We start from the raw sequence: 18,369 nt of genomic DNA on the forward strand, positions 1-18,369 counted from the left end.
GTCAGACCGTGTGCAGGTAGAGATCGTAGTCGACCTCGGAGATGGTTCGGGCCACGCGGGCATATTCGGCCGCCTTCACGGCGGTGAACGTGCGGTGCATACCCTCGCCAAGCGCCTGTTTCAAGAAGTCCGAGCCTTGCGCCGCCTCGATCGCCGCACGCCAGTCGCGCGGGATCGCCGGGCCGCTCTCGTCCTCGGCATAGCCGTTCCCGGTGGTCTCCGGGCCGGGGTCAAGCCGGCTGTCGAAGCCGTGCAGAATCCCCGCGAGCACGGTTGCGGCGACAAGATAGGGATTGGCATCGACACCGGAGGGACGATGTTCTATCCGCCGCGCCTTCACGTCGCCCTCAGGCACCCGGAGCGCGACGGAGCGGTTGTTGACGCCCCAGCTTGTCGAGACGGGCGCGTAGCTCTGGTTCGCGAAGCGGCGCCAGGAATTCAGGTGCGGCGCGAAAACCAGCATCGACTCGCCCATCGTCGCGCGAAGCCCGCCGAGCGCGTGCAAAAGCGTGTCTGCCCAGCCTGAACCGGGCTTTTCGGCAAAGACGTTGACGCCCGCCTCATCCATCATCGAGACGTGGAAATGCATGCCAGAGCCGGCATATTCCTCCACCGGTTTCGCCATGAAGCAGGCGGTCACGCCATGCGCGCGCGCCTGTTGCCGCACGATCCGCTTCAGCCGCACGAGATCGTCGGCGGCCTGCATCACGTCCTCGCGGTAGTGAAGGGTCAGCTCGTACTGGCCGGGCGCGTATTCCGAGATCATCGTCTCGGCCTTGATCCCGGCCTTTTCGGCGCCGGCATAGATGTCGGAGAACAGCGGCAGCATCCCGTGCAGGTGATCGACCGAGTAGACCTCGGTCTTGTGGCTCGGGCGGCCGTCGAGAACGTCGGCGGCGGGGCGCACCTTGCCGTCGGGGCCGCGATCCCTGGCGAGAAGGAAGAATTCCAGTTCGAACGCGCCGGCCGGCTTCAGCCCGCGCTGCGCGAATGCGTCGACCTGCCTTTGCAGGGCATGCCGGGGGTCGGAGGTCATGACCTTGCCGTCAAGCTCGTAGAGCGACAGGAACACCTCGGCGCGGGGAGGCGTCGTGTTGTGCAACGGCTGCAGAGTGCCGGGGATCGGCCAGGCGCGAAGGTCGCCGTCGCCCTGGTCCCAGATGAGGCCGGTCTCATGCACGTCCTCGCCGCAGATATCGAGGCCGAGGATCGAAATCGGCATGTGCCGGCCCGATTTGTAAAGGCTCACAAGCTCGTGCCGGCGGATGATCTTGCCGCGCCCGATGCCGTTGGAATCGTGCAGGACGATGTCGATCGCCTCGATTTCGGGGTGGGCGGCGAGGAAGTCTTCGGCCTCGGCAAGGGTCGCGCCCGAGGGGCAGGTCTGGGTCATGATGTCCTCAGGCAATAAGTTCGGTCAGGATTTCGTCGAAGGCGGCGATCAGCCGGTCGATCTGGCGTTTCTTGGTCGCGGGGCTGATCAGCATCATGTTGTGGAAGGGCGCGATCAGGCAGCCGCGATTGAGAAGCGCGGTGTGCAGTGTCGCCTCCACCTCGGGCATGTGTGCCATTGCGGCCTCGGTGCCGTTTTTCAGGGGGCCGGGAGCGCAGATGAACTCCACCCGCGCGCCGACGCGGACGACGTGCCAAGGGGCCTTATGCTTTTCGATGACCGCAGACAGGCCGGAACAGAGACTTTCCGCGCCCTGTTCCATATGCGCGTAGGCGTCCTTCGTCATGACCTCGGCGAGGTTCGCGCGGAGGCAGGCGAACTGCATCGGGTTGGCCGAAAGCGTCGTGCCCATGCCCGAATGGCCCGAGGAACGGCCGGCATTGTAGGCAAGGTAATCCTTCGCCACTTTCGGACGCAGGCCCCAAACGGCGGTCGGCATCCCGCCCGCCACGCATTTGCCCAGGACGAAGATATCGGGGTCGAGCCCGTTGACGCCGGTGTGGCCGCCGAGGCCCGAGGAAATCGTGTGCGTCTCGTCGATGATCAGAAGCGCGCCATGCCGGGTGGCCAGATCGCGCAACCCGTCGTGGAAGCCGGGTTGCGGCAGGACCATGCAGGAATTGGTCATCACCGGCTCAGTCAGGATCGCGGCGATCTGGCCGGACTTCAGTTCGGCCTCGACGCTGGCGAGGTCGTTGAACTCGGCGCAGGCGGCCAGTTCGGTGAGATCCGTCACCTGTCCGGTCAGGCCGGGGCGGGTCATGGTCTTGCCGTTCCGCCTTTCCACCATCGTGTCATCGACCGTGCCGTGATAGCAGCCGTTGAAGACCAGAACCTTGGGCTTTCCGGTCACCGCGCGGGCGACACGCAACGCGAAGCGGTTGGCGTCGGTCGCGGTCGTCGCGATCTGCCATTTGAACTCGCCGAAGCGCTCCGTCAGGAGTTTGCCGGCCTCCAGTGCGGCCTCTGTCGGCAGCATGTAGGTCAGGCCGTTCTTCGCCTGCTTGCGGATCGCCTTCGCGACCGGCTTCGGCGAATGACCGAACATGGAACCGGTGTCGCCAAGGCAGAAATCGTCGATCCCGTAGCCGTCGAGATCGGTCAGGCGCGCGCCTTTCGCCTTTGCCACCAGCATTGGGAAGGGCATCGGCCAATCCTTCATCCAGTGCATCGGCACCGAATCGAGGTAGTTGTCCGCACCTTCGTTCAAAGCCGCCCTGGTCTTCGGACGCGACGCCGCAAAGCGTTTCGCTTCGCGCTCGGCGACCGTCTTCAATCGGGTCCGGGAAATACCTGCGATGGTCTCGGTTGCGCTGGGCATGGCGTCGCTCCTGAGGGACAGCGCCTTATCCGCGATTTTTGATCAAATTGGAAGCGCTCGTTGGCGGCTGCGTTTGCTAGTGACCGCGACCCGCGCGCAATGTTTGATCAAATCAAGCCAAGCTCACGAGAACTGCCCAGCCGGCGCATTCTGCGACCTGCTGCATCGCCCCCATCACGTCGCCTGTCTGCCCGCCGATCTGACGTATCGCAAGGGCTGCAACCGCGGTCGCGGCGAGGGCGACGGCGAATGCGGCGACAAGCGCCGTCCCGAAACCCAACGGCAGGAGGCAGGCGAACCCGATCGCAGCCGCGACGCGCGCGGGAACCGGATCATCCCCGGCTGCGGACCGGCCCAGACCATCCGTTCGGGCCGCCGGCATCAGGACCAGCGCTGCCGGAAGCACGGCGCGGGACGCTGCCGCAAGACCGATGAGCGCGGCGGTGGCGGAGCCGTTCTCTGCCAGTGCGGTGATGCCGAGGCCGCGAAAACCGATGGCGAGGATCAGCGCGATCACGCCATAGGACCCGATTCGGCTGTCGCGCATGATTTCGAGCTTGCGCGCCCTGTCGCGGCCGCCGCCGAATCCGTCTGCGAGATCGGCCAACCCGTCCTCGTGCATGGCGCCGGTGGCAAGGACAATCGCCGCGAGGGCCAGAATGGCGGCCATTGCCAGCGGAAGACCGAGCGAGAGGCCGACCGCGGCTCCAAACGCTCCGATTGCGCCCACGGCAGCGCCCGCCAGCGGCCACGCCCAGGAGGAGGACGCCATGTCGGGGGCCCCGCCCCGAAGCGCGCCGACGGGCAGCCGAGTCAGCAGGAGGAAGGCCAGCCTAAGCTCCTCTGCCCGGCGCGCGCTCATGCTTCGGAGACTCCCGCCTCGCCGAATGTCGCCATCCCGTTGTGGCAGGCGAGCGCCGCACGGACGATCCCGAGTGCCAACGCCGCCCCCGACCCTTCGCCGAGCCGCATGTCGAATTCGAGGACCGGGCGTTTTTGGATTGCCGCGAGGAGCTTCCGGTGGCCCGGTTCGGAGGATGTGTGACCGACAAGGCAGTGGTCGAGAAGCCGCTTGTCGGCGGCATGGAGAACGGCAGCTGCGGCGGTACAGATGAAGCCGTCGAGGATCACCGGAATGCGCGCGGCCCGCGCCGCCAGAACCGCGCCGCAGATCGCTGCCTGCTCGCGTCCGCCAAGGGCGGCAAGGATGGCGGGCGCATTGCCAATGGCGTCGGAATGGCGCTTCAGACCGCGCTCGATCACGTCGATCTTCCGGGCGATTCCGGCCTTGTCAGACCCTGTTCCTGGCCCGACCCATTCCGCCACGGGGCCGCCGAAGCAGGCCGCGGCGAGCGCCGCGGCGACGGTCGAGTTGCCGATGCCCATTTCGCCAAGGATCAGGATGTCGGCGCCTTCGTTGACCGCCGAGGCGCCCTGCCAGAAGGCGTCGAGGCAGTCCGTCTCGGACATCGCAGGGCCCTCGGTGAAATCCGCCGTCGGCTGGCCGAGGCTGAGTGCGATGACCGAAAGCTCCGCCCCGTTCACCGCGCAAAGTTGGTTGATCGCCGCGCCGCCCGCTTCGAAATTCGCCACCATCTGGGCGGTCACTTCCTGCGGATAGGGGTTCACTCCCTGCGCGCAGACGCCGTGGTTCCCGGCAAAGACGAGCGCTTGCGCCGTCCAGATCTCAGGCCGGGCCGTCCCGCGCCAGGCGGCCATGAACTCGGCGATCTGTTCGAGCCGGCCAAGCGAGCCTGGTGGTTTGGTCAGCGAGTTCTGACGCATCCGCGCGGCTTCCGCGGCGTGGTCGTCGGCGACGGGCAGCTTGTCCGCGAGATTCGGGATCTGCGAGAGAGAGGTGAGGCGCGGAAACGTCATGTCATTTCACTTTCAGGGGCAGGCCCGCAACGGCAAGGTGGACTTCGTCCGCCGCCGCCGCGACCCATTGGTTGAGAAGCCCGGCCGCATCGCGGAATTCCCGGGCAAGGGCATTGTCAGGAACGATACCAGATCCGACCTCGTTGGTGACGATCACGACCGGGTCGCGCTGCGCGGGCAGGGTGGCGATCAGCGCCTCGGCGGCGTCGCGCCAGTTATCCCCGGAAAGCATGACATTGGTCAGCCACAGCGTCAGGCAATCGACAAGACGCGGGCCCCGCCTGTCAGTCGCGGCCAACGCGCCGACCAGATCGCGCGATTCGGCGTGCGTCACCCACTCCGCCCCACGCCGCGACTGGTGGTCGGCGATGCGCGCGGCCATCTCGGGATCATGCGCCTCGGCGGTCGCGATGTAGACGGCGGGCCGGCCCAAGGACAGCGCCATCGTCTCGGCAATGCCGCTTTTGCCCGAACGCGCACCGCCGGTAATGAGTATCGTCTTGCCCATGGTCCGCTCTCAAAGCAGAAACGGCCCGAACGTGGAAGGGAGAATGCGACCGTGGGTGTCGCCGCCGCGACAGAGTTGATCCTGATCCGTCACGCGCCCGCGTTGACGGGTGGGCGGCTTTGTGGCCGTACCGATGTTCCGGCCGATTGCGGCGACAGGGGCCGTGTCGCTGCCCTGCGCGCCGCGGTCGGCGTGCCGGATCGCATCGTCACGAGTCCGGCGCTGCGTTGCCGCCAGACGGCCGCCGCCCTCTGGCCGGTCGAGGTCGATCCTCTGTCGGACGCCGCCTTGTGGGAGCAGGATTTCGGCGATTGGGAGGGGAGGGCGCCCGACGCGCTTCCCGACCTCGGGCCGCTCAGTCCCGCCGCCTTGGCCCAGCATCGACCGCCCGGCGGCGAGAGTTTCGCCGATCTTTGCGCGCGGGTGGCACCCGCCCTGATCGGGGCCGCGACGGGCGGACGGGTCGCCATCGTCGCGCATGCCGGCACCGTCCGGGCCGGCCTGGCGCTCGCGCTCGGTTCGGTGCCGCGGGCACTGGCGTTCGACGTGGCGCCACTGTCCTTGACCCGGCTGTGGGCGTTGCCGGATGGCGGATGGTCCATCGCCACCGTCAACTGGTGCCCGGCATGACAGAACGGGTCGTCCGCGTTTCCGGACATTTCGGAGAACTGCTGCAAGGCCGGATAGGGCCGGATGGCCCGGTCGCCCTGATCTCTCTGCCCTGCCCGGCGCTGGAGCTGGAGGCGCGGTTTCAGCCAGGGCGCGGGTTTTCGATTCATGGCGGCGGCCAGCGGTTGCTGACGCCGGAGCGGGCGCGGCGGTTTCTGGACGGCCTCGGCCGGCCGCTTGCCGGGCAGGTGACGATGCGGGCGGCGATGCCGGCGGGCGGTGGCGCAGGCGCGTCTACGGCCGCGCTGGTGGCGCTGGCGCGGCTCGCCGGCGCACGGCTGACGCCCGAAGCGCTGGCCAGCGCCGCGATCGCGAGCGAAGGCGCAACCGATCCCCTGATGTTCCCCTCGGCGGAGCGGCTGCTTTGGGCGTCTCGGGCGGGGCGTGTGCTCGCGCATTTGCCTGCCCTGCCACGTTTCGATGTGATCGGTGGATTCTACGGCCCGCCGCGCCGGACCGAGGCGCGGGACATGGCCTTTCCCGACATCGCCGACCTGATGGAGCCGTGGCGACACGCGGCCTTGGCCGGACAATCTGCGGCCTTGGCGGAGCTTGCGGGCATTTCGGCGTCGCGTACACTGGCGCTGAGGGGGCCGGACGAAGACCCGACGGCCGAGCTTGCGGCCCGGCTTGGCGCGGCGGGACTGGTCATCGGCCATACCGGGTCGGCGCGCGGGCTGCTGTTTCTGCCGGGCCGGATCCCTGATCGCGCGGCGCCGGTCCTGCGCGAGGCAGGCCTGCGCGGGATTGTGCGATTTCGAGCGGGAGGGTGCGGATGACAGGCGCTGCGATCATGGTAGTCGCGCTCGGGATCGACGCGCTGATTGGCTGGCCGCCGCGGCTCTACGCCCTGATCGGCCATCCGGTCACATGGATCGGCGCCCTGATCGGCGCGCTGGATCGCTGGATCAACCTCGATGGCGGCGACGAGCGTGCGCGCCGGGTGGCTGGCGTGGTCGCGGCACTGGTCGTCATCGGGACCGCTGCCGCAATGGCGTTTCTGGTGGCCTCCGTTCTCCCCGACGGGTGGCCCGGCGTAGTGCTTGCCGGCGTTCTCGCCTGGCCCCTCATCGCCATGCGGTCGCTCCGCGAGCATGTGGAAGCGGTGGCGGCGCCGCTTGCCGCCGGCAACCTTGATGCGGCGCGGCGTGCGGTGGCGATGATCGTCGGGCGTGATCCGAACCAACTCGACCAGGCGGGAGTGGCTCGGGCCACCCTTGAAAGCCTTGCGGAAAACACCTCGGACGGGATCGTGGCGCCGGTCTTCTGGGGGGTGATCTTCGGATTGCCTGGCATCGCCGCCTACAAGGCGATCAATACGCTCGATTCGATGATCGGTCACCGGAGCGAACGTTACGCGGCCTTCGGATGGGCTTCGGCGCGGATCGACGACGTCGTAAACCTGATTCCGGCGCGACTGACCGGGCTGCTCTTTGCCGCCGTGTCCACCCGTCCCCGGGAAGCGCTCACGACGATGTGGCGCGATGCGGGGCATCACCGCTCCCCGAATGCCGGGTGGCCGGAAGCGGCTCTCGCGGGTGCGCTCGATATCCGGCTTTCCGGCCCGCGTGTCTATGGCGACCGCGTGGCGGAGGAGCCCTGGGTCAATCCCGGCGCCGCTGATCCGATGCCGGCGGATATCGGCCGGGCGCTGAAACTCTTCCAGTTCGTAATGCTTGCCCTGACGCTGATCGCTGCGGTATGCGCGCTGATCTGACGGAGACAGGGAATGCGCGATCACGGCGGCAATATCGACGGCGCGATGGCGCGCCACGGCGGCCGGGCCGACGAGTGGATCGACCTGTCCACCGGGATCAACAGGATTCCCTATCCGTTGCCAGACCTTCCGCCCGAGGCCTGGACCGCGTTGCCGACGCGCGCCGCGACGGAGGCCCTTATCGCGGCCGCGCGCGCGGCATATGGCACGACTGCCGCAATCCTGCCGGTTGCGGGGGCACAGGCCGCGATCCAGATGATCCCGCGTCTCGGGCCGCCGGGTCGGGCGCGGGTGCTGGGCCCCACCTATAACGAACATGCGGGCTCGCTTGCCGCGGCGGGGTGGCAGGTCACGGAGGTCGCCGACCTCGAGGCCCTTGGCGATGCCGACCTTGCCGTCGTCGTCAATCCGAACAATCCCGACGGACGGCGGCATAAGCCCGAAGTACTTCTGGATATTGCTGGCAGGGTCGGCCGCCTCGTTGTCGACGAGAGTTTCGCCGATCCCGCCCCGGATCTGTCGCTGGCCGCAGAATCAGGGCGGCCGGGGCTTTTTGTCTTGCGCTCCTTCGGCAAGTTCTACGGCCTCGCCGGGCTTCGGCTGGGCTTCGTCCTCGGTGCCGAGGCCGAGATTGCGCTGCTGTCAGAGATGGCCGGACCCTGGCCGGTGGCCGGTCCTGCGATCGAGATCGGGCGCGCGGCCCTTTCCGACCGCGACTGGACCGGCACCACGATCGCCCGCCTTCGCGCGGAGACCGAACGGCTCGACCGACTGGCTGTGCGCGCGGGCTGGACCGTCGCGGGTGGCTGCGAGCTCTTCCGTCTTTATGACACCGGGAACGCCGCCGCCGCGCAGGACATGCTCGCCCGCCATCGGATCTGGTCCCGGATCTTCCCCTATTCGGACCGCTGGCTGCGGCTCGGCCTGCCCGGGTCCGAGGCGGAGTGGGCACGGCTGGACGAGGCGATGACCTGATGGAGTTCGACCCCGAAGCAGCAGAAGGATTGCGGCAGATCCTCCGCTGGCGCCGCGACGTCCGCCATTTCCGCCCCGACCCGGTGCCCGAGCAGTTGCTGGAGCGTTTGCGCCAGGCGATGGACTTCGCCCCGTCGGTCGGCAATGCGCGGCCGTGGCGGGTGGTCCGGGTCTGCGACCCCGGTCTGCGCCGCGCCGTGCGCGATGAGTTCGAGCGCTGCAACGCGCGCGCGGCGGCGGTTTACGACGATGAGACGGCAACCGAGTACCGGCGTCTGAAGCTCGCCGGCCTCGATGCCGCGCCGGTGCAACTTGCCGTCTTCACTGTCACCGACCCGGCCGAGGGGCGGGGCCTCGGCCGCCAGACGATGTCCGAGACACTCCGGCAATCGACGGCAATGGCGATCCACACGCTCTGGCTTGCGGCGCGTGCCGAGAATCTCGGCCTTGGCATGGTCTCGGTTCTCGATCCCGCGCGGATGGAGCGCCTGTTCGACGCGCCGGACGGTTGGGAATTCAGCGCCTATCTGTGCGTCGGTTGGCCCGAGTTCACGGACGACACGCCGCTTCTGCATCGGGTCGGCTGGCAGGAGAACCAGCCGACCGAATGGCAGGAAAGATAGCGTGCGGTTGCATGCCCCGCCCCGCCTCCGGCTCAGCGCGCGAGTTCGATAAGCCCGTCGATATCGAGATGCGCTTCAAGGTGGTCCGCCAGTTTATCGAGTGTTGCCTCGACCGTCGCCCCATAGTGCGTGGTTGAAGGCGCGCCGAGACGGTTCAGAAAGGCGGCGCGAAATTTGTCCCCCGAGAACATCCCGTGCAGATAGCTGCCCATGATGCGGCCATCGGCCGAGACAGCGCCTTCCGGATGGCCCTCGACCTCGGCGAAGGGACGCGCCCGGTCGGGGCCGTCGGTCCGGCCGATATGGATCTCGTAGCCGTGCATCGGCGCCCCGGTTGCGACGTGCAGGGCTTCCGTCCGGGTCAGCCGCTTGTCCGCGCTCATCACCGTCGTCACGTCGAGAAGGCCGAGACCGGGGGTCGCGCCGGGCGCTCCTTCTATGCCGTCGGGATCGGCGATGGCCTTCCCGAGCATCTGGTAACCGCCGCAGATCCCGAGGACATGACCACCCCGGCGGACATGCCCGGCAATGTCGACATCCCAGCCCTGTTTCCGAAGATAGGCGAGGTCCCCTCGTGTCGATTTAGACCCTGGCAGGATGACCAGCGCGGTATCGCCGGGAATCACCTGGCCGCCGCGAACCATCGTCAGGTCGACGCTCGGTTCCAGCTTCAGCGGGTCGAGATCGTCGAAATTCGCGATGCGCGACAATGCGAGGCAGGCGACCTTCAGCGATCCGCCGCCGGCCGTCCCGCCAAGGTCGAGCGCGTCTTCGGCGGGCAATTTCAATGCATCGGAGAAATAGGGGACGACACCGAAACCGCGCCACCCGGTGCGCGCCGAAATCAACCGGTAGCCGTCATCGAACAAGGCCGGATCGCCGCGGAACTTGTTGATGACGAAGCCCGCGACCATGCCGACATCGTCAGGATCGAGGACCGCCTGAGTCCCGACGATCTGCGCGATCACCCCGCCCCGGTCTATGTCGCCGACAAGCACGACCGGGACACCGGCGGCGCGGGCAAACCCCATGTTGGCGATGTCACCTTGCCGGAGATTGACCTCTGCCGGGCTGCCGGCGCCTTCGACGATGACGAGATCGTGGGCTGCCCTGAGGCGGTGGAAGCTTTCCAGAACGGGGTCGAGCAATTGCGGCTTCAGGGCCGAATAGTCTTTGGCGCGAACCGTCGACAGCCGCTTTCCCTGCACCACGACCTGGGCGCCCGTATCGGTCTCCGGCTTCAGGAGGACGGGATTCATGTCGGTATGCGGCTCAAGCCCTGAGGCCAGCGCCTGCAGCGCCTGCGCCCGGCCAATCTCGCCCCCGTCCACGGTCACCGCGGCATTGTTCGACATGTTCTGCGGTTTGAACGGCGCCACCGACAGACCCCGCCGTCTGGCGGCCCGGCAAAGCCCTGCGACCAGCAGCGACTTGCCGACATTCGAGCCGCAGCCCTGTATCATCAGGGCCTTCACGATACTCCCCCGGCCTTGCGCGGGCGGAACTTGCGGGAGCCTCCGGCGGAGGTATTTATCGGCAAGATGAAAGCAGGCATGGCCAGTAGATGTCCGCGCCGCACCACAAGCCGGCGAACCGGGGGTGGCGCGGCGCTTTCACCTTGCGCAGTCAACGGGACCTCTCCCTGTACCGCAGGACCATCTTCATGCTTCATGGTTAAGAAACCGTTGCTGCTTTCATCTTGCCATAAATACCTCGGGGGGTCGTCCGTTGGTGCGCCATTGGTTCGAGAACCAATGGACGACGGGCGCCGCCCCCGGTCGCGGCCTCAGAACTCCACGCCCTTCTGGCCCTTGATCCCCGACCGGAACGGATGCTTGATCAGGGTCATCTCGGTCACCAGATCGGCGATCTCGATCAGTTCCTCTTTCGCGTTCCGGCCGGTCAGAACGACATGGGTCATGGCGGGCTTTTCCGTCTTCAGGAACGCCACCACCTCCGCGATGTCGAGGTAGTCGTAGCGCAGCGCGATGTTGATCTCATCCAGCAGAACCATCCGGTTGCGTTCGTCCCGGATCAGCTCCTTGGCCTTTTCCCAGCCCCGCCGCGCGGCGGCGATGTCCTTTTCCTTGTCCTGCGTTTCCCAGGTGAAGCCCTCGCCCATGGCGAAGAACTGGCAAAGATCGCCGAAGTTCGCCTCGATCAGGCGCCGTTCGCCGGTATCCCAGGCGCCCTTGATGAACTGCACCACGGCGCAGGGCATCTCGTGCGCGATGCAGCGCAGGATCATGCCGAAGCCGGAGGAGGACTTGCCCTTGCCGGCCCCGGTATGGACGATGATCAGCCCCTTCTCGCCTTCCTTCGTCGCCATGATCTTGTCGCGCGCGGCCTTCTTCTTGGCCATCTTCTGCGCATGTCGGGCAGCGTCTTCTGCCGGATCGGTCGGTTTCGGTGCGGCCATGGTCCCTTCCGTTGCTTGACAAGATGGCGCCTCATGCCTCAGGTGAGGCGGCGCTGGTTCCTGTCATATAGGCAGGCGAAGAGGGAATGCGACAGGGGGAATGCGACCGAAGGCCGCCCGATCCCGAAGCGCAGCCGCCCCCGCGACCGTGACCGGAGAGGTCCCCCGAAGCCACTGGCAGTTGCCGGGAAGGCGGGAGGGCCGCCGGGGCAGATGCCCCGACATCCGCAAGCCGGGAGACCTGCCAGCGCGAGAGGTATGTGACGGCGGACGGGGGGTTCCGCGACCGGCTCGGGTATCGTTCGGTACCCCCGCAGGGCCGCCCCCTTTCCGCGCCCGAGAAAGGACCGGCCCCGCGTGACCGTGACGCTCCACGTCTGTACAACCTGCCGGATGGGCGCGCCCGTACCGGAGGACGAACCGCGCCCGGGCGCCCGGCTTCTGGAGGCGCTCGCGGCGGCGGGCGCCCCGGAAGGCGTGCGGATCGTGCCGGTCGAATGTCTTTCGGCCTGCGATCACGGCTGCAACATCGCGCTCAGCGGTCCCGGTCGCTGGTCCTATGTCTACCGTGGCCTGAACCCCGAGGAGCATGTGGCCGACATCCTCGCCGGTGCCGCCGCCTATGCCGCCACTGAGGACGGTCTTGTCCCGTGGCGCGAACGGCCCATGATCTTCCGCAAGCAGTCGCTTGCCCGTATCCCCCCGATGGAGAGCTGAATGTCCGACCTCAACAAGATTCCCGTCACCGTCATCACCGGCTTTCTCGGGGCCGGCAAGACGACGCTGATCCGCCACCTGATGCAGAATCCGCAGGGCAAGAGGCTGGCCGTCCTGGTCAACGAATTCGGCTCTGTCGGTGTTGACGGCGACATCCTGAAAAGCTGCGCGGACGAAAACTGTCCGGTCGAGAACATCGTCGAGCTGGCCAACGGCTGCATCTGTTGCACCGTCGCCGACGACTTCATTCCGACGATCGAGGCGTTGATGGCCCTACCGCAGCGCCCCGACCATATCCTCATCGAGACCTCCGGCCTGGCCCTGCCGAAGCCGCTCCTCAAGGCTTTCGACTGGCCGGCGATCCGGTCGAGGATCACGGTGGACGGCGTCATCGCGCTGGCCGACGCCGAGGCCGTTGCGGCCGGGCGCTTCGCCCCTGACGAGGCGGCGGTGGAGGCGCAGCGGCTCGCCGATGACAGCCTCGACCACGAGACGCCGCTTTCCGAGGTGTTCGAGGACCAGATCTCCTGTGCCGATCTCGTCCTTCTGTCCAAGGCCGATCTCGCCGGAGCGGACGGGGTCGCCGCCGCGAAGGCGCTGATCGAGGCCGAAGCGCCGCGCCAGCTGCCGATCCTGCCGATGGAGGAGGGCCGCATCGACCCGAAAGTGGTTCTCGGCCTCAACGCCGCGGCCGAGGACGATCTGCATTCCCGCCCCTCGCATCACGACGGGGCGGACGACCATGAACACGACGACTTCGACACCATCGTCATCGAGCTTCCCGAAGTGTCGGATCCCGAAGCCCTGAACGCCGCCATCGTGCGGTTGGCGCGCGAACAGAAGATCCTGCGCGTGAAAGGGTATGTTGCCGTCACCGGCAAACCGATGCGGATGCTGGTCCAGGCGGTTGGGGAGCGGATTCGCGTCCAGTACGACCGGCCCTGGGGCGACGCCCCCCGCGTGTCGCGGCTCGTCGTCATTGGCGAGCATGACGATGTCGATCCGACCGCGATCCGCACTGTCCTGCTGCCCGAAGCGCAGGAGGCTTGACGCCGAGATGCACGTCGTCTTCCGCGAAAGTCACGGGCTGGAGGAAACCGACACGCCCACCGATCTCGGCCAGGACCCGGCCGAGCTGGTGGTGCTGTCGTTTTCCGATAGTGACCTTGGCGCCTTCGCGGCCGGATGGCATCGGGCGGCGGGCGGCTTGCCGACGTTGCGGCTGGCAAATCTTGTGGCGCTCCGACATCCCCTGTCGGTCGATACCTATGCCGAGCAGACGCTGACCGGCGCCAAGGGCATCCTGATCCGGCTCATCGGCGGTGAGAGCTATTGGCCCTACGGCCTCGCGCAGGTGCAGGATCTTGCCCGCCGCCACGGCATCGCGCTTGCGGTGCTGCCTGCCGACGGGCGCGAGGATGACCGGCTCGATGCGCTCTCGACGCTGCCAAAATCGACCCTGCGCCGGCTGCAAACGCTCTGCGATGCTGGCGGGGCGGTCGCCGCGCAGGCGGCATTGCAGCAGTTGGCGCTGGCGGCGGGGCTTTATGCGGGGCCGGTGGCGGGTGACAAGACGGTCCCGCCGTTCGGCTGGTATCTGCCCGGAAAAGGCGTGGTTCCGACGCCGATACCTTCCGACCGGCCTTGCGCGGTCGTGACCTTCTACCGCTCCTACCTGACCTCGGCCGACACGGATCCGGTCGATGCGCTGATCGCCGCGTTTGAGGCGCGCGGTTTTGCCGCAATCGGCGCCTATGCGACAAGCCTCAAGGACCCTTTGGCGGCGGGATGGCTGCGGGAAGAACTGGTACGCCTCGGTCCGGCGGCCATTGTCAATGCGACGGCGTTTTCGGCGAAAGGCTCCGACGGTGCGCCCTCGCCGCTCGATGCGCCCGGATGTCCAGTTTTTCAGGTGGCGCTTTCGACCGCAAGGAAGAAGGATTGGGCCAGCGCCGACCGTGGGCTATCCCCGGCCGATCTCGCCATGCATGTTGTCTTGCCCGAGGTCGACGGCCGTGTCTTCGCGGGCGTCGCGAGTTTCAAGCAACCGTCGAAGAGGGACCCGGAGCTTCAGTACTCCCGTTTCGCCCATCGCGCCGACCCGGACCGGATCGCGGCTGTCGCAGATCGAGTGGCGGGCTGGCACCGTTTGGCTGTGGCGAGCGCGGCGGATCGCAAGCTGGCACTGGTGCTGTCCACATATCCGGGCAAGTCGCATCAGCTGGCCCACGCGGTCGGCCTCGACGCGCTCGCATCGGCCGAGAACATTCTTGGCTCTCTGGCGGACGATGGCCATGCGGTCGAACGCGGTAGGTTTCTTGGCGAGGCATTGACGGTCGAGACGTTGGAATGGCCGGTTTCGGCCTATGAAGACACGGTTCTGGCGCTTCCACAGACACTTCAGGATGCCCTGTCCGCCGCTTGGGGCGATCCGCAAGCGGATCCGTCGGTCCATGACGGCCATTTCCGCTTCCATGCCGTCCGACGCGGCAATGCGTTGGTTGCCTTGCAACCGGAACGGGGCGAGGTCGCGACGCGTGGGGATGATTACCACGACCTCGCCCGCACGCCTCGTCACGCCTATGTCGCGTTCTACCTCTGGCTCCGGTCGCAGGGGATTCATGCGCTCGTCCATATCGGGGCGCATGGCACGCTCGAATGGCTGCCGGGCAAGTCGGTGGCGCTTTCCGAAAAATGCTGGCCCGAGGCGCTGACCGGTGATCTTCCGGTCATCTACCCGTTCATCGTCAACGATCCCGGCGAGGCAGCGCAAGCCAAGCGCCGGATCGGCGCCGTCACCATTGGCCATCTGCCGCCGCCCCTGGCGGAGAGCGTGGTTCCCGAGGATCTGGGCCGGCTCGAACGGCTTCTGGACGAATATTCCACGGCCGACGGCCTCGATCCGACCCGCCGCGACCGGCTGATTCAGTCGATCCGCGACGAGGCGAGGGGGCGCGGCGTGGAAGACGACCTTGGCATTCCGGAGAACGCGTCGCCCGCGGAGGCGATCACCCGGATCGACCGTTTCGTCTGTGATATCAAGGAAAGCCAGTATGGCGACGGCCTGCATGTCTTCGGCACCGGTCAGTGCGGCGCTGAGGAAACGGCCGGGCTCCTGGCGGCCCTGAACGGCAGGCGGCTGGATGGCGGGCCGTCCGGGTCGCCGTTCCGGGGGCGTTCGGACGTGCTGCCCACCGGGCGGAACCTTTTCACGACCGATCCGCGCGCCGTTCCGTCGCGTTCCGCTCATGCGCAAGGCGTCAAGCTGGCCGAGGAGTTGTTAAGGCGCCATCTTCAGGATCACGGCGACTGGCCCAAGTCTCTGGTCGTCGATCTCTGGGGATCCGCGACGATGCGCACAGCGGGCGAGGAGTTCGCGATGGCGTTGCACCTTGCCGGCCTTTCGCCGAAATGGGACGACGGGTCGGACCGGGTTTCGGGCTTCGACGTCGTCCCGCTCGCGCTGCTTGGTCGTCCGCGAATAGACGTGACTTTGCGCGTTTCGGGCCTGTTCAGAGACGTTTTCCCTAGTCTCGCTCAACTTTTCGAAGCTGCCGCAACGGCACTCGGAGTGCGGGAAGAGGCCCACGAAGACAATCCTTACACCCGGCAAGGCCCAAGGGTGTTCGGCCCGAAACCGGGGCTCTATGGCCTCGCCATGGGCGAGGCGATCGAGGATTATCGGCCAGACGGCCAAAGCGCGGCTGGCGAGGCCTGGCTTGCCGGGTCCGAATGGGCCATAGACGCGAAGGGAGAGGCGCAGCAAGCCCGTGCCGAGCTTGAGGTGCAGGTCAGGGCGGCGGACGGGTTCGTGCATGTGCAGGATCTGACGGAGACGGACCTGCTGCTCGCCTCCGACTACGCCGCGCATGAGGGCGGGTTCGCCGCGGCGGTCGCACGGCTCGGCGGGGAGGCGCCAGCGCTCTACCACCTCGACGCGACCCGGCCCGACGCGCCGCGCGCGCGGACGCTGGGTGAGGAAATCGGACGGGTCGTCAGGGCGCGCGCGGCCAATCCGAATTGGGCCGACGGCATGTTGCGCCACGGCTTCCGGGGCGCGGCCGAGATCGCGGCGACGCTCGACCACATGGCCGCCTTCGCCCATCTTGCGCGCGCGGTGCCGGCACATCTCTTCGACCTCTACCACGACGCGACGCTTGGCCGGGAGGATGTCGTGGCATTCATGGAGCGCGAGAATCCCGCCGCCCTGCAGGCGATGCGCGACCGGTTCGCCGCGCTGGCCGAGGCCGGGCTTTGGGTCACGCGCCGGAACTCCATCGCGGCGGGGGCGAGGCAATGAGCGCGCCGGTCATCCAGGGCTGGTGCCCCGGCGCGCTGCGCCCGATGATGTCGGGCGACGGGCTTGTCGTGCGCATCCGCCCGCGCGGAGGACGTCTGACACCGGAGCAGGCGGCGGGAATCGCCGAACTGTCCGGGCACCACGGCAACGGCCTCATCGACCTGTCGTCGCGGGCGAACGTGCAACTGCGCGGCGTGACGGAGCACGGACATGGCCCGCTGATCGATGGGCTCCTGGCGCTCGGGTTGATCGACGAATCGACAGAGGCGGAGAGCCGCAGGAACATCGTCGTCACACCGTTCTGGAGAGACGGCGACGGCGTGCAGACGGTCGTGCGGTCGCTTGCCGCGGCGCTGACTGCGCCGGAGGCGCCGGAGACGCCGGGCAAGTTCGGCTATGCGGTCGATTGTGGTGCCGCGCCGGTGTTGTCCGGGGTGTCCGCCGATATCCGTATCGAGCGGGTCGCGGATGGAAGCCTGCTGGTGCGGCCGGATGGCGCCACCACGGGCGCGCGGGCAAACGTCGAGACGGTCGTGGACCGGGCGCAGGAACTCGCGCGCTGGTTCCTCGACACCGGCGGCGCGCCGGACGGGCGCGGCAGGATGGCGGCGCATCTGGCGCGCGGCGCGGTCTTGCCCACGGCGTTCACCGAAACGCCTGCCGCCCGGCCTCGTGCCTCGGCCGATCCGCTTCCCGGCCGACTGTCCCAAGGGCTGATGGTCGCGTTCGAATTCGGCCAGATGCGGGCCGAAACACTCTCTGTTCTGGCCCAGATCGGTCCGCTTCGGGTGACACCATGGCGGATGCTTCTGATCGAAGGCGCCGGTGTGGTGCCGGCGATCCCCGGTCTGATTGCCGATCCCGAAGATCCGCTCCTGCGGGTTGTCGCCTGCACCGGCGCACCGGGCTGCCCGCAAGCCCTGATCGGCACGCGGCCGCTGGCGCGGCGCTTGGCCGGCTTCCTCGCCCCTGGCGATCGGCTGCACGTCTCGGGTTGCGCCAAGGGCTGCGCCCATCCCGGCGCGGCGCCGCTGACGCTGGTGGGGCGGCCGGACGGCGCCGTCGACCTTGTCCGGAACGGCACTGCCGCCGACAAGCCCAGCCATACCGGGCTTGATCCCGAAACGCTCACCTTTGACACCCTGACCGAGACCGCTCATGCCTCATAGTTACCAGACCGATGGCGCCGCCATTTACCGCGAGAGTTTCGCCACGATCCGAGCGGAGGCCGACCTCGGCGGTTTCACGCCGGAGGAGGAAGTGGTCGTCGTTCGGATGATTCATGCCGCCGGCATGGTGGGTCTCGAACGCCACGTGCGCTTTTCGCCCGGCATGGCGATCGCGGCCCGGACCGCGCTCGAAGCCGGGGCGCCGATCCTTTGTGACGCGCGGATGGTCAGCGAGGGGATTACCCGTCCGCGCCTTCCGACGGACAATGAGGTGATCTGCACCCTCCAAGATCCGCGTGTGCCGGACATGGCGAAGGAGATGGGTAACACCCGCTCCGCCGCCGCACTGGAACTCTGGCGCCCGCATCTGAAGGGCGCCGTGGTCGCGATCGGCAACGCTCCGACCGCGCTCTTCCACCTTCTGAACATGCTGGAAGACCCCGATTGCCCGCGCCCGGCCGCGATTATCGGCTGCCCGGTGGGATTCGTCGGCGCGGCCGAATCGAAGGACGCGCTGATGGCCGATCTGCCAGTGCCGTCGTTGATCGTGAACGGGCGGCTTGGCGGTTCGGCCATTACCGTCGCGGCGGTCAACGCGCTCGCCAGCCGGAAGGAGTGAC

Annotated in this window: 17 protein-coding genes and 1 riboswitch; of the genes, 10 read left to right on the forward strand and 7 right to left on the reverse strand. The window is 67.7% G+C overall.

All coding sequences use genetic code 11. The annotated features are described in order from the left end of the window. Position 1 precedes the first annotated feature (1 nt). The 5 genes from V5734_RS02320 to cobU all read right to left on the reverse strand — a co-directional run bounded on the left by V5734_RS02320 (position 2) and on the right by cobU (position 5,160). Positions 2-1,393: a glutamine synthetase family protein gene (locus V5734_RS02320; protein WP_347311921.1), complete on the reverse strand. Its 1,392-nt coding sequence runs from the start codon at positions 1,391-1,393 to the stop codon at positions 2-4. A 7-nt stretch (positions 1,394-1,400) separates the two neighbouring features. Then, entirely contained in the window at positions 1,401-2,774 is a 1,374-nt protein-coding gene (locus V5734_RS02325) for an aspartate aminotransferase family protein (RefSeq protein WP_347311922.1), read from the reverse strand. A gap of 112 nt (positions 2,775-2,886) precedes the next feature. Beyond that, positions 2,887-3,636 carry an adenosylcobinamide-GDP ribazoletransferase gene (cobS, locus tag V5734_RS02330; RefSeq protein WP_347311923.1) on the reverse strand — a complete coding sequence of 250 codons (750 nt, stop codon included), beginning with the start codon at positions 3,634-3,636 and terminating at the stop codon, positions 2,887-2,889. Further along, entirely contained in the window at positions 3,633-4,652 is a 1,020-nt protein-coding gene (gene cobT, locus V5734_RS02335) for a nicotinate-nucleotide--dimethylbenzimidazole phosphoribosyltransferase (RefSeq protein ID WP_347311924.1), read from the reverse strand. The genes cobS and cobT overlap by 4 nt, the downstream gene beginning before the upstream one ends. A gap of 1 nt (position 4,653) precedes the next feature. After that, on the reverse strand, positions 4,654-5,160 hold the full coding sequence (cobU, locus tag V5734_RS02340; RefSeq protein ID WP_347311925.1) for a bifunctional adenosylcobinamide kinase/adenosylcobinamide-phosphate guanylyltransferase: 507 nt from the start codon (positions 5,158-5,160) through the stop codon (positions 4,654-4,656). Positions 5,161-5,211: 51 nt separating this feature from the next. Between cobU and V5734_RS02345 the strand changes: the two genes are divergently transcribed. Genes V5734_RS02345 through bluB form a run of 5 tightly spaced genes read left to right on the forward strand, consistent with a single transcriptional unit; the run spans position 5,212 to position 9,144 of the window. After that, positions 5,212-5,790: a histidine phosphatase family protein gene (locus V5734_RS02345; protein ID WP_347311926.1), complete on the forward strand. Its 579-nt coding sequence runs from the start codon at positions 5,212-5,214 to the stop codon at positions 5,788-5,790. Next, entirely contained in the window at positions 5,787-6,608 is an 822-nt protein-coding gene (locus tag V5734_RS02350) for a propanediol utilization protein (RefSeq protein WP_347311927.1), read from the forward strand. Before V5734_RS02345 ends, V5734_RS02350 begins: the two co-directional genes overlap by 4 nt. Then, on the forward strand, positions 6,605-7,546 hold the full coding sequence (cbiB, locus tag V5734_RS02355; RefSeq protein WP_347311928.1) for an adenosylcobinamide-phosphate synthase CbiB: 942 nt from the start codon (positions 6,605-6,607) through the stop codon (positions 7,544-7,546). Before V5734_RS02350 ends, cbiB begins: the two co-directional genes overlap by 4 nt. 12 nt (positions 7,547-7,558) lie before the next feature. Further along, positions 7,559-8,521 (forward strand): threonine-phosphate decarboxylase CobD, encoded by a 963-nt coding sequence (cobD, locus tag V5734_RS02360; RefSeq protein WP_347311929.1) that lies wholly within the window; start codon positions 7,559-7,561, stop codon positions 8,519-8,521. Continuing rightward, the gene (bluB, locus tag V5734_RS02365) at positions 8,521-9,144 is read left to right on the forward strand and encodes a 5,6-dimethylbenzimidazole synthase (protein ID WP_347311930.1); all 624 of its coding nucleotides are present in this window, start codon (positions 8,521-8,523) and stop codon (positions 9,142-9,144) included. Before cobD ends, bluB begins: the two co-directional genes overlap by 1 nt. 32 nt (positions 9,145-9,176) lie before the next feature. On the opposite strand, the gene V5734_RS02370 is transcribed toward bluB, so the two are convergent. Further along, positions 9,177-10,619, reverse strand: coding sequence for a cobyric acid synthase (locus V5734_RS02370; protein WP_347311931.1), 1,443 nt, complete (start codon positions 10,617-10,619; stop codon positions 9,177-9,179). A 311-nt stretch (positions 10,620-10,930) separates the two neighbouring features. Beyond that, positions 10,931-11,563, reverse strand: coding sequence for a cob(I)yrinic acid a,c-diamide adenosyltransferase (gene cobO, locus V5734_RS02375; protein ID WP_347311932.1), 633 nt, complete (start codon positions 11,561-11,563; stop codon positions 10,931-10,933). A gap of 37 nt (positions 11,564-11,600) precedes the next feature. Then, positions 11,601-11,826: riboswitch (cobalamin riboswitch) on the forward strand. Between the two features lie 94 nt (positions 11,827-11,920). On the opposite strand from cobO, the gene V5734_RS02380 reads away from it, so the two are divergent. From V5734_RS02380 to V5734_RS02400, 5 genes are read left to right on the forward strand one after another with little or no spacing between them, the layout of a single operon-like run. Then, positions 11,921-12,280 carry a DUF1636 domain-containing protein gene (locus tag V5734_RS02380; protein ID WP_347311933.1) on the forward strand — a complete coding sequence of 120 codons (360 nt, stop codon included), beginning with the start codon at positions 11,921-11,923 and terminating at the stop codon, positions 12,278-12,280. Then, positions 12,281-13,330 carry a cobalamin biosynthesis protein CobW gene (gene cobW / locus V5734_RS02385; protein WP_347311934.1) on the forward strand — a complete coding sequence of 350 codons (1,050 nt, stop codon included), beginning with the start codon at positions 12,281-12,283 and terminating at the stop codon, positions 13,328-13,330. Positions 13,331-13,337: 7 nt separating this feature from the next. Continuing rightward, the gene (cobN, locus tag V5734_RS02390) at positions 13,338-16,580 is read left to right on the forward strand and encodes a cobaltochelatase subunit CobN (RefSeq protein ID WP_347311935.1); all 3,243 of its coding nucleotides are present in this window, start codon (positions 13,338-13,340) and stop codon (positions 16,578-16,580) included. Continuing rightward, entirely contained in the window at positions 16,577-17,749 is a 1,173-nt protein-coding gene (cobG, locus tag V5734_RS02395) for a precorrin-3B synthase (RefSeq protein ID WP_347311936.1), read from the forward strand. Before cobN ends, cobG begins: the two co-directional genes overlap by 4 nt. Further along, complete coding sequence (locus V5734_RS02400) at positions 17,739-18,368, forward strand: precorrin-8X methylmutase (RefSeq protein WP_347311937.1); 630 nt, start codon at positions 17,739-17,741, stop codon at positions 18,366-18,368. The genes cobG and V5734_RS02400 overlap by 11 nt, the downstream gene beginning before the upstream one ends. The last annotated feature ends 1 nt before the right edge of the window (position 18,369 follow it).

It is taken from the genome of Defluviimonas sp. SAOS-178_SWC (assembly GCF_039830135.1).
In the GTDB taxonomy this organism is placed as follows: domain Bacteria; phylum Pseudomonadota; class Alphaproteobacteria; order Rhodobacterales; family Rhodobacteraceae; genus Albidovulum.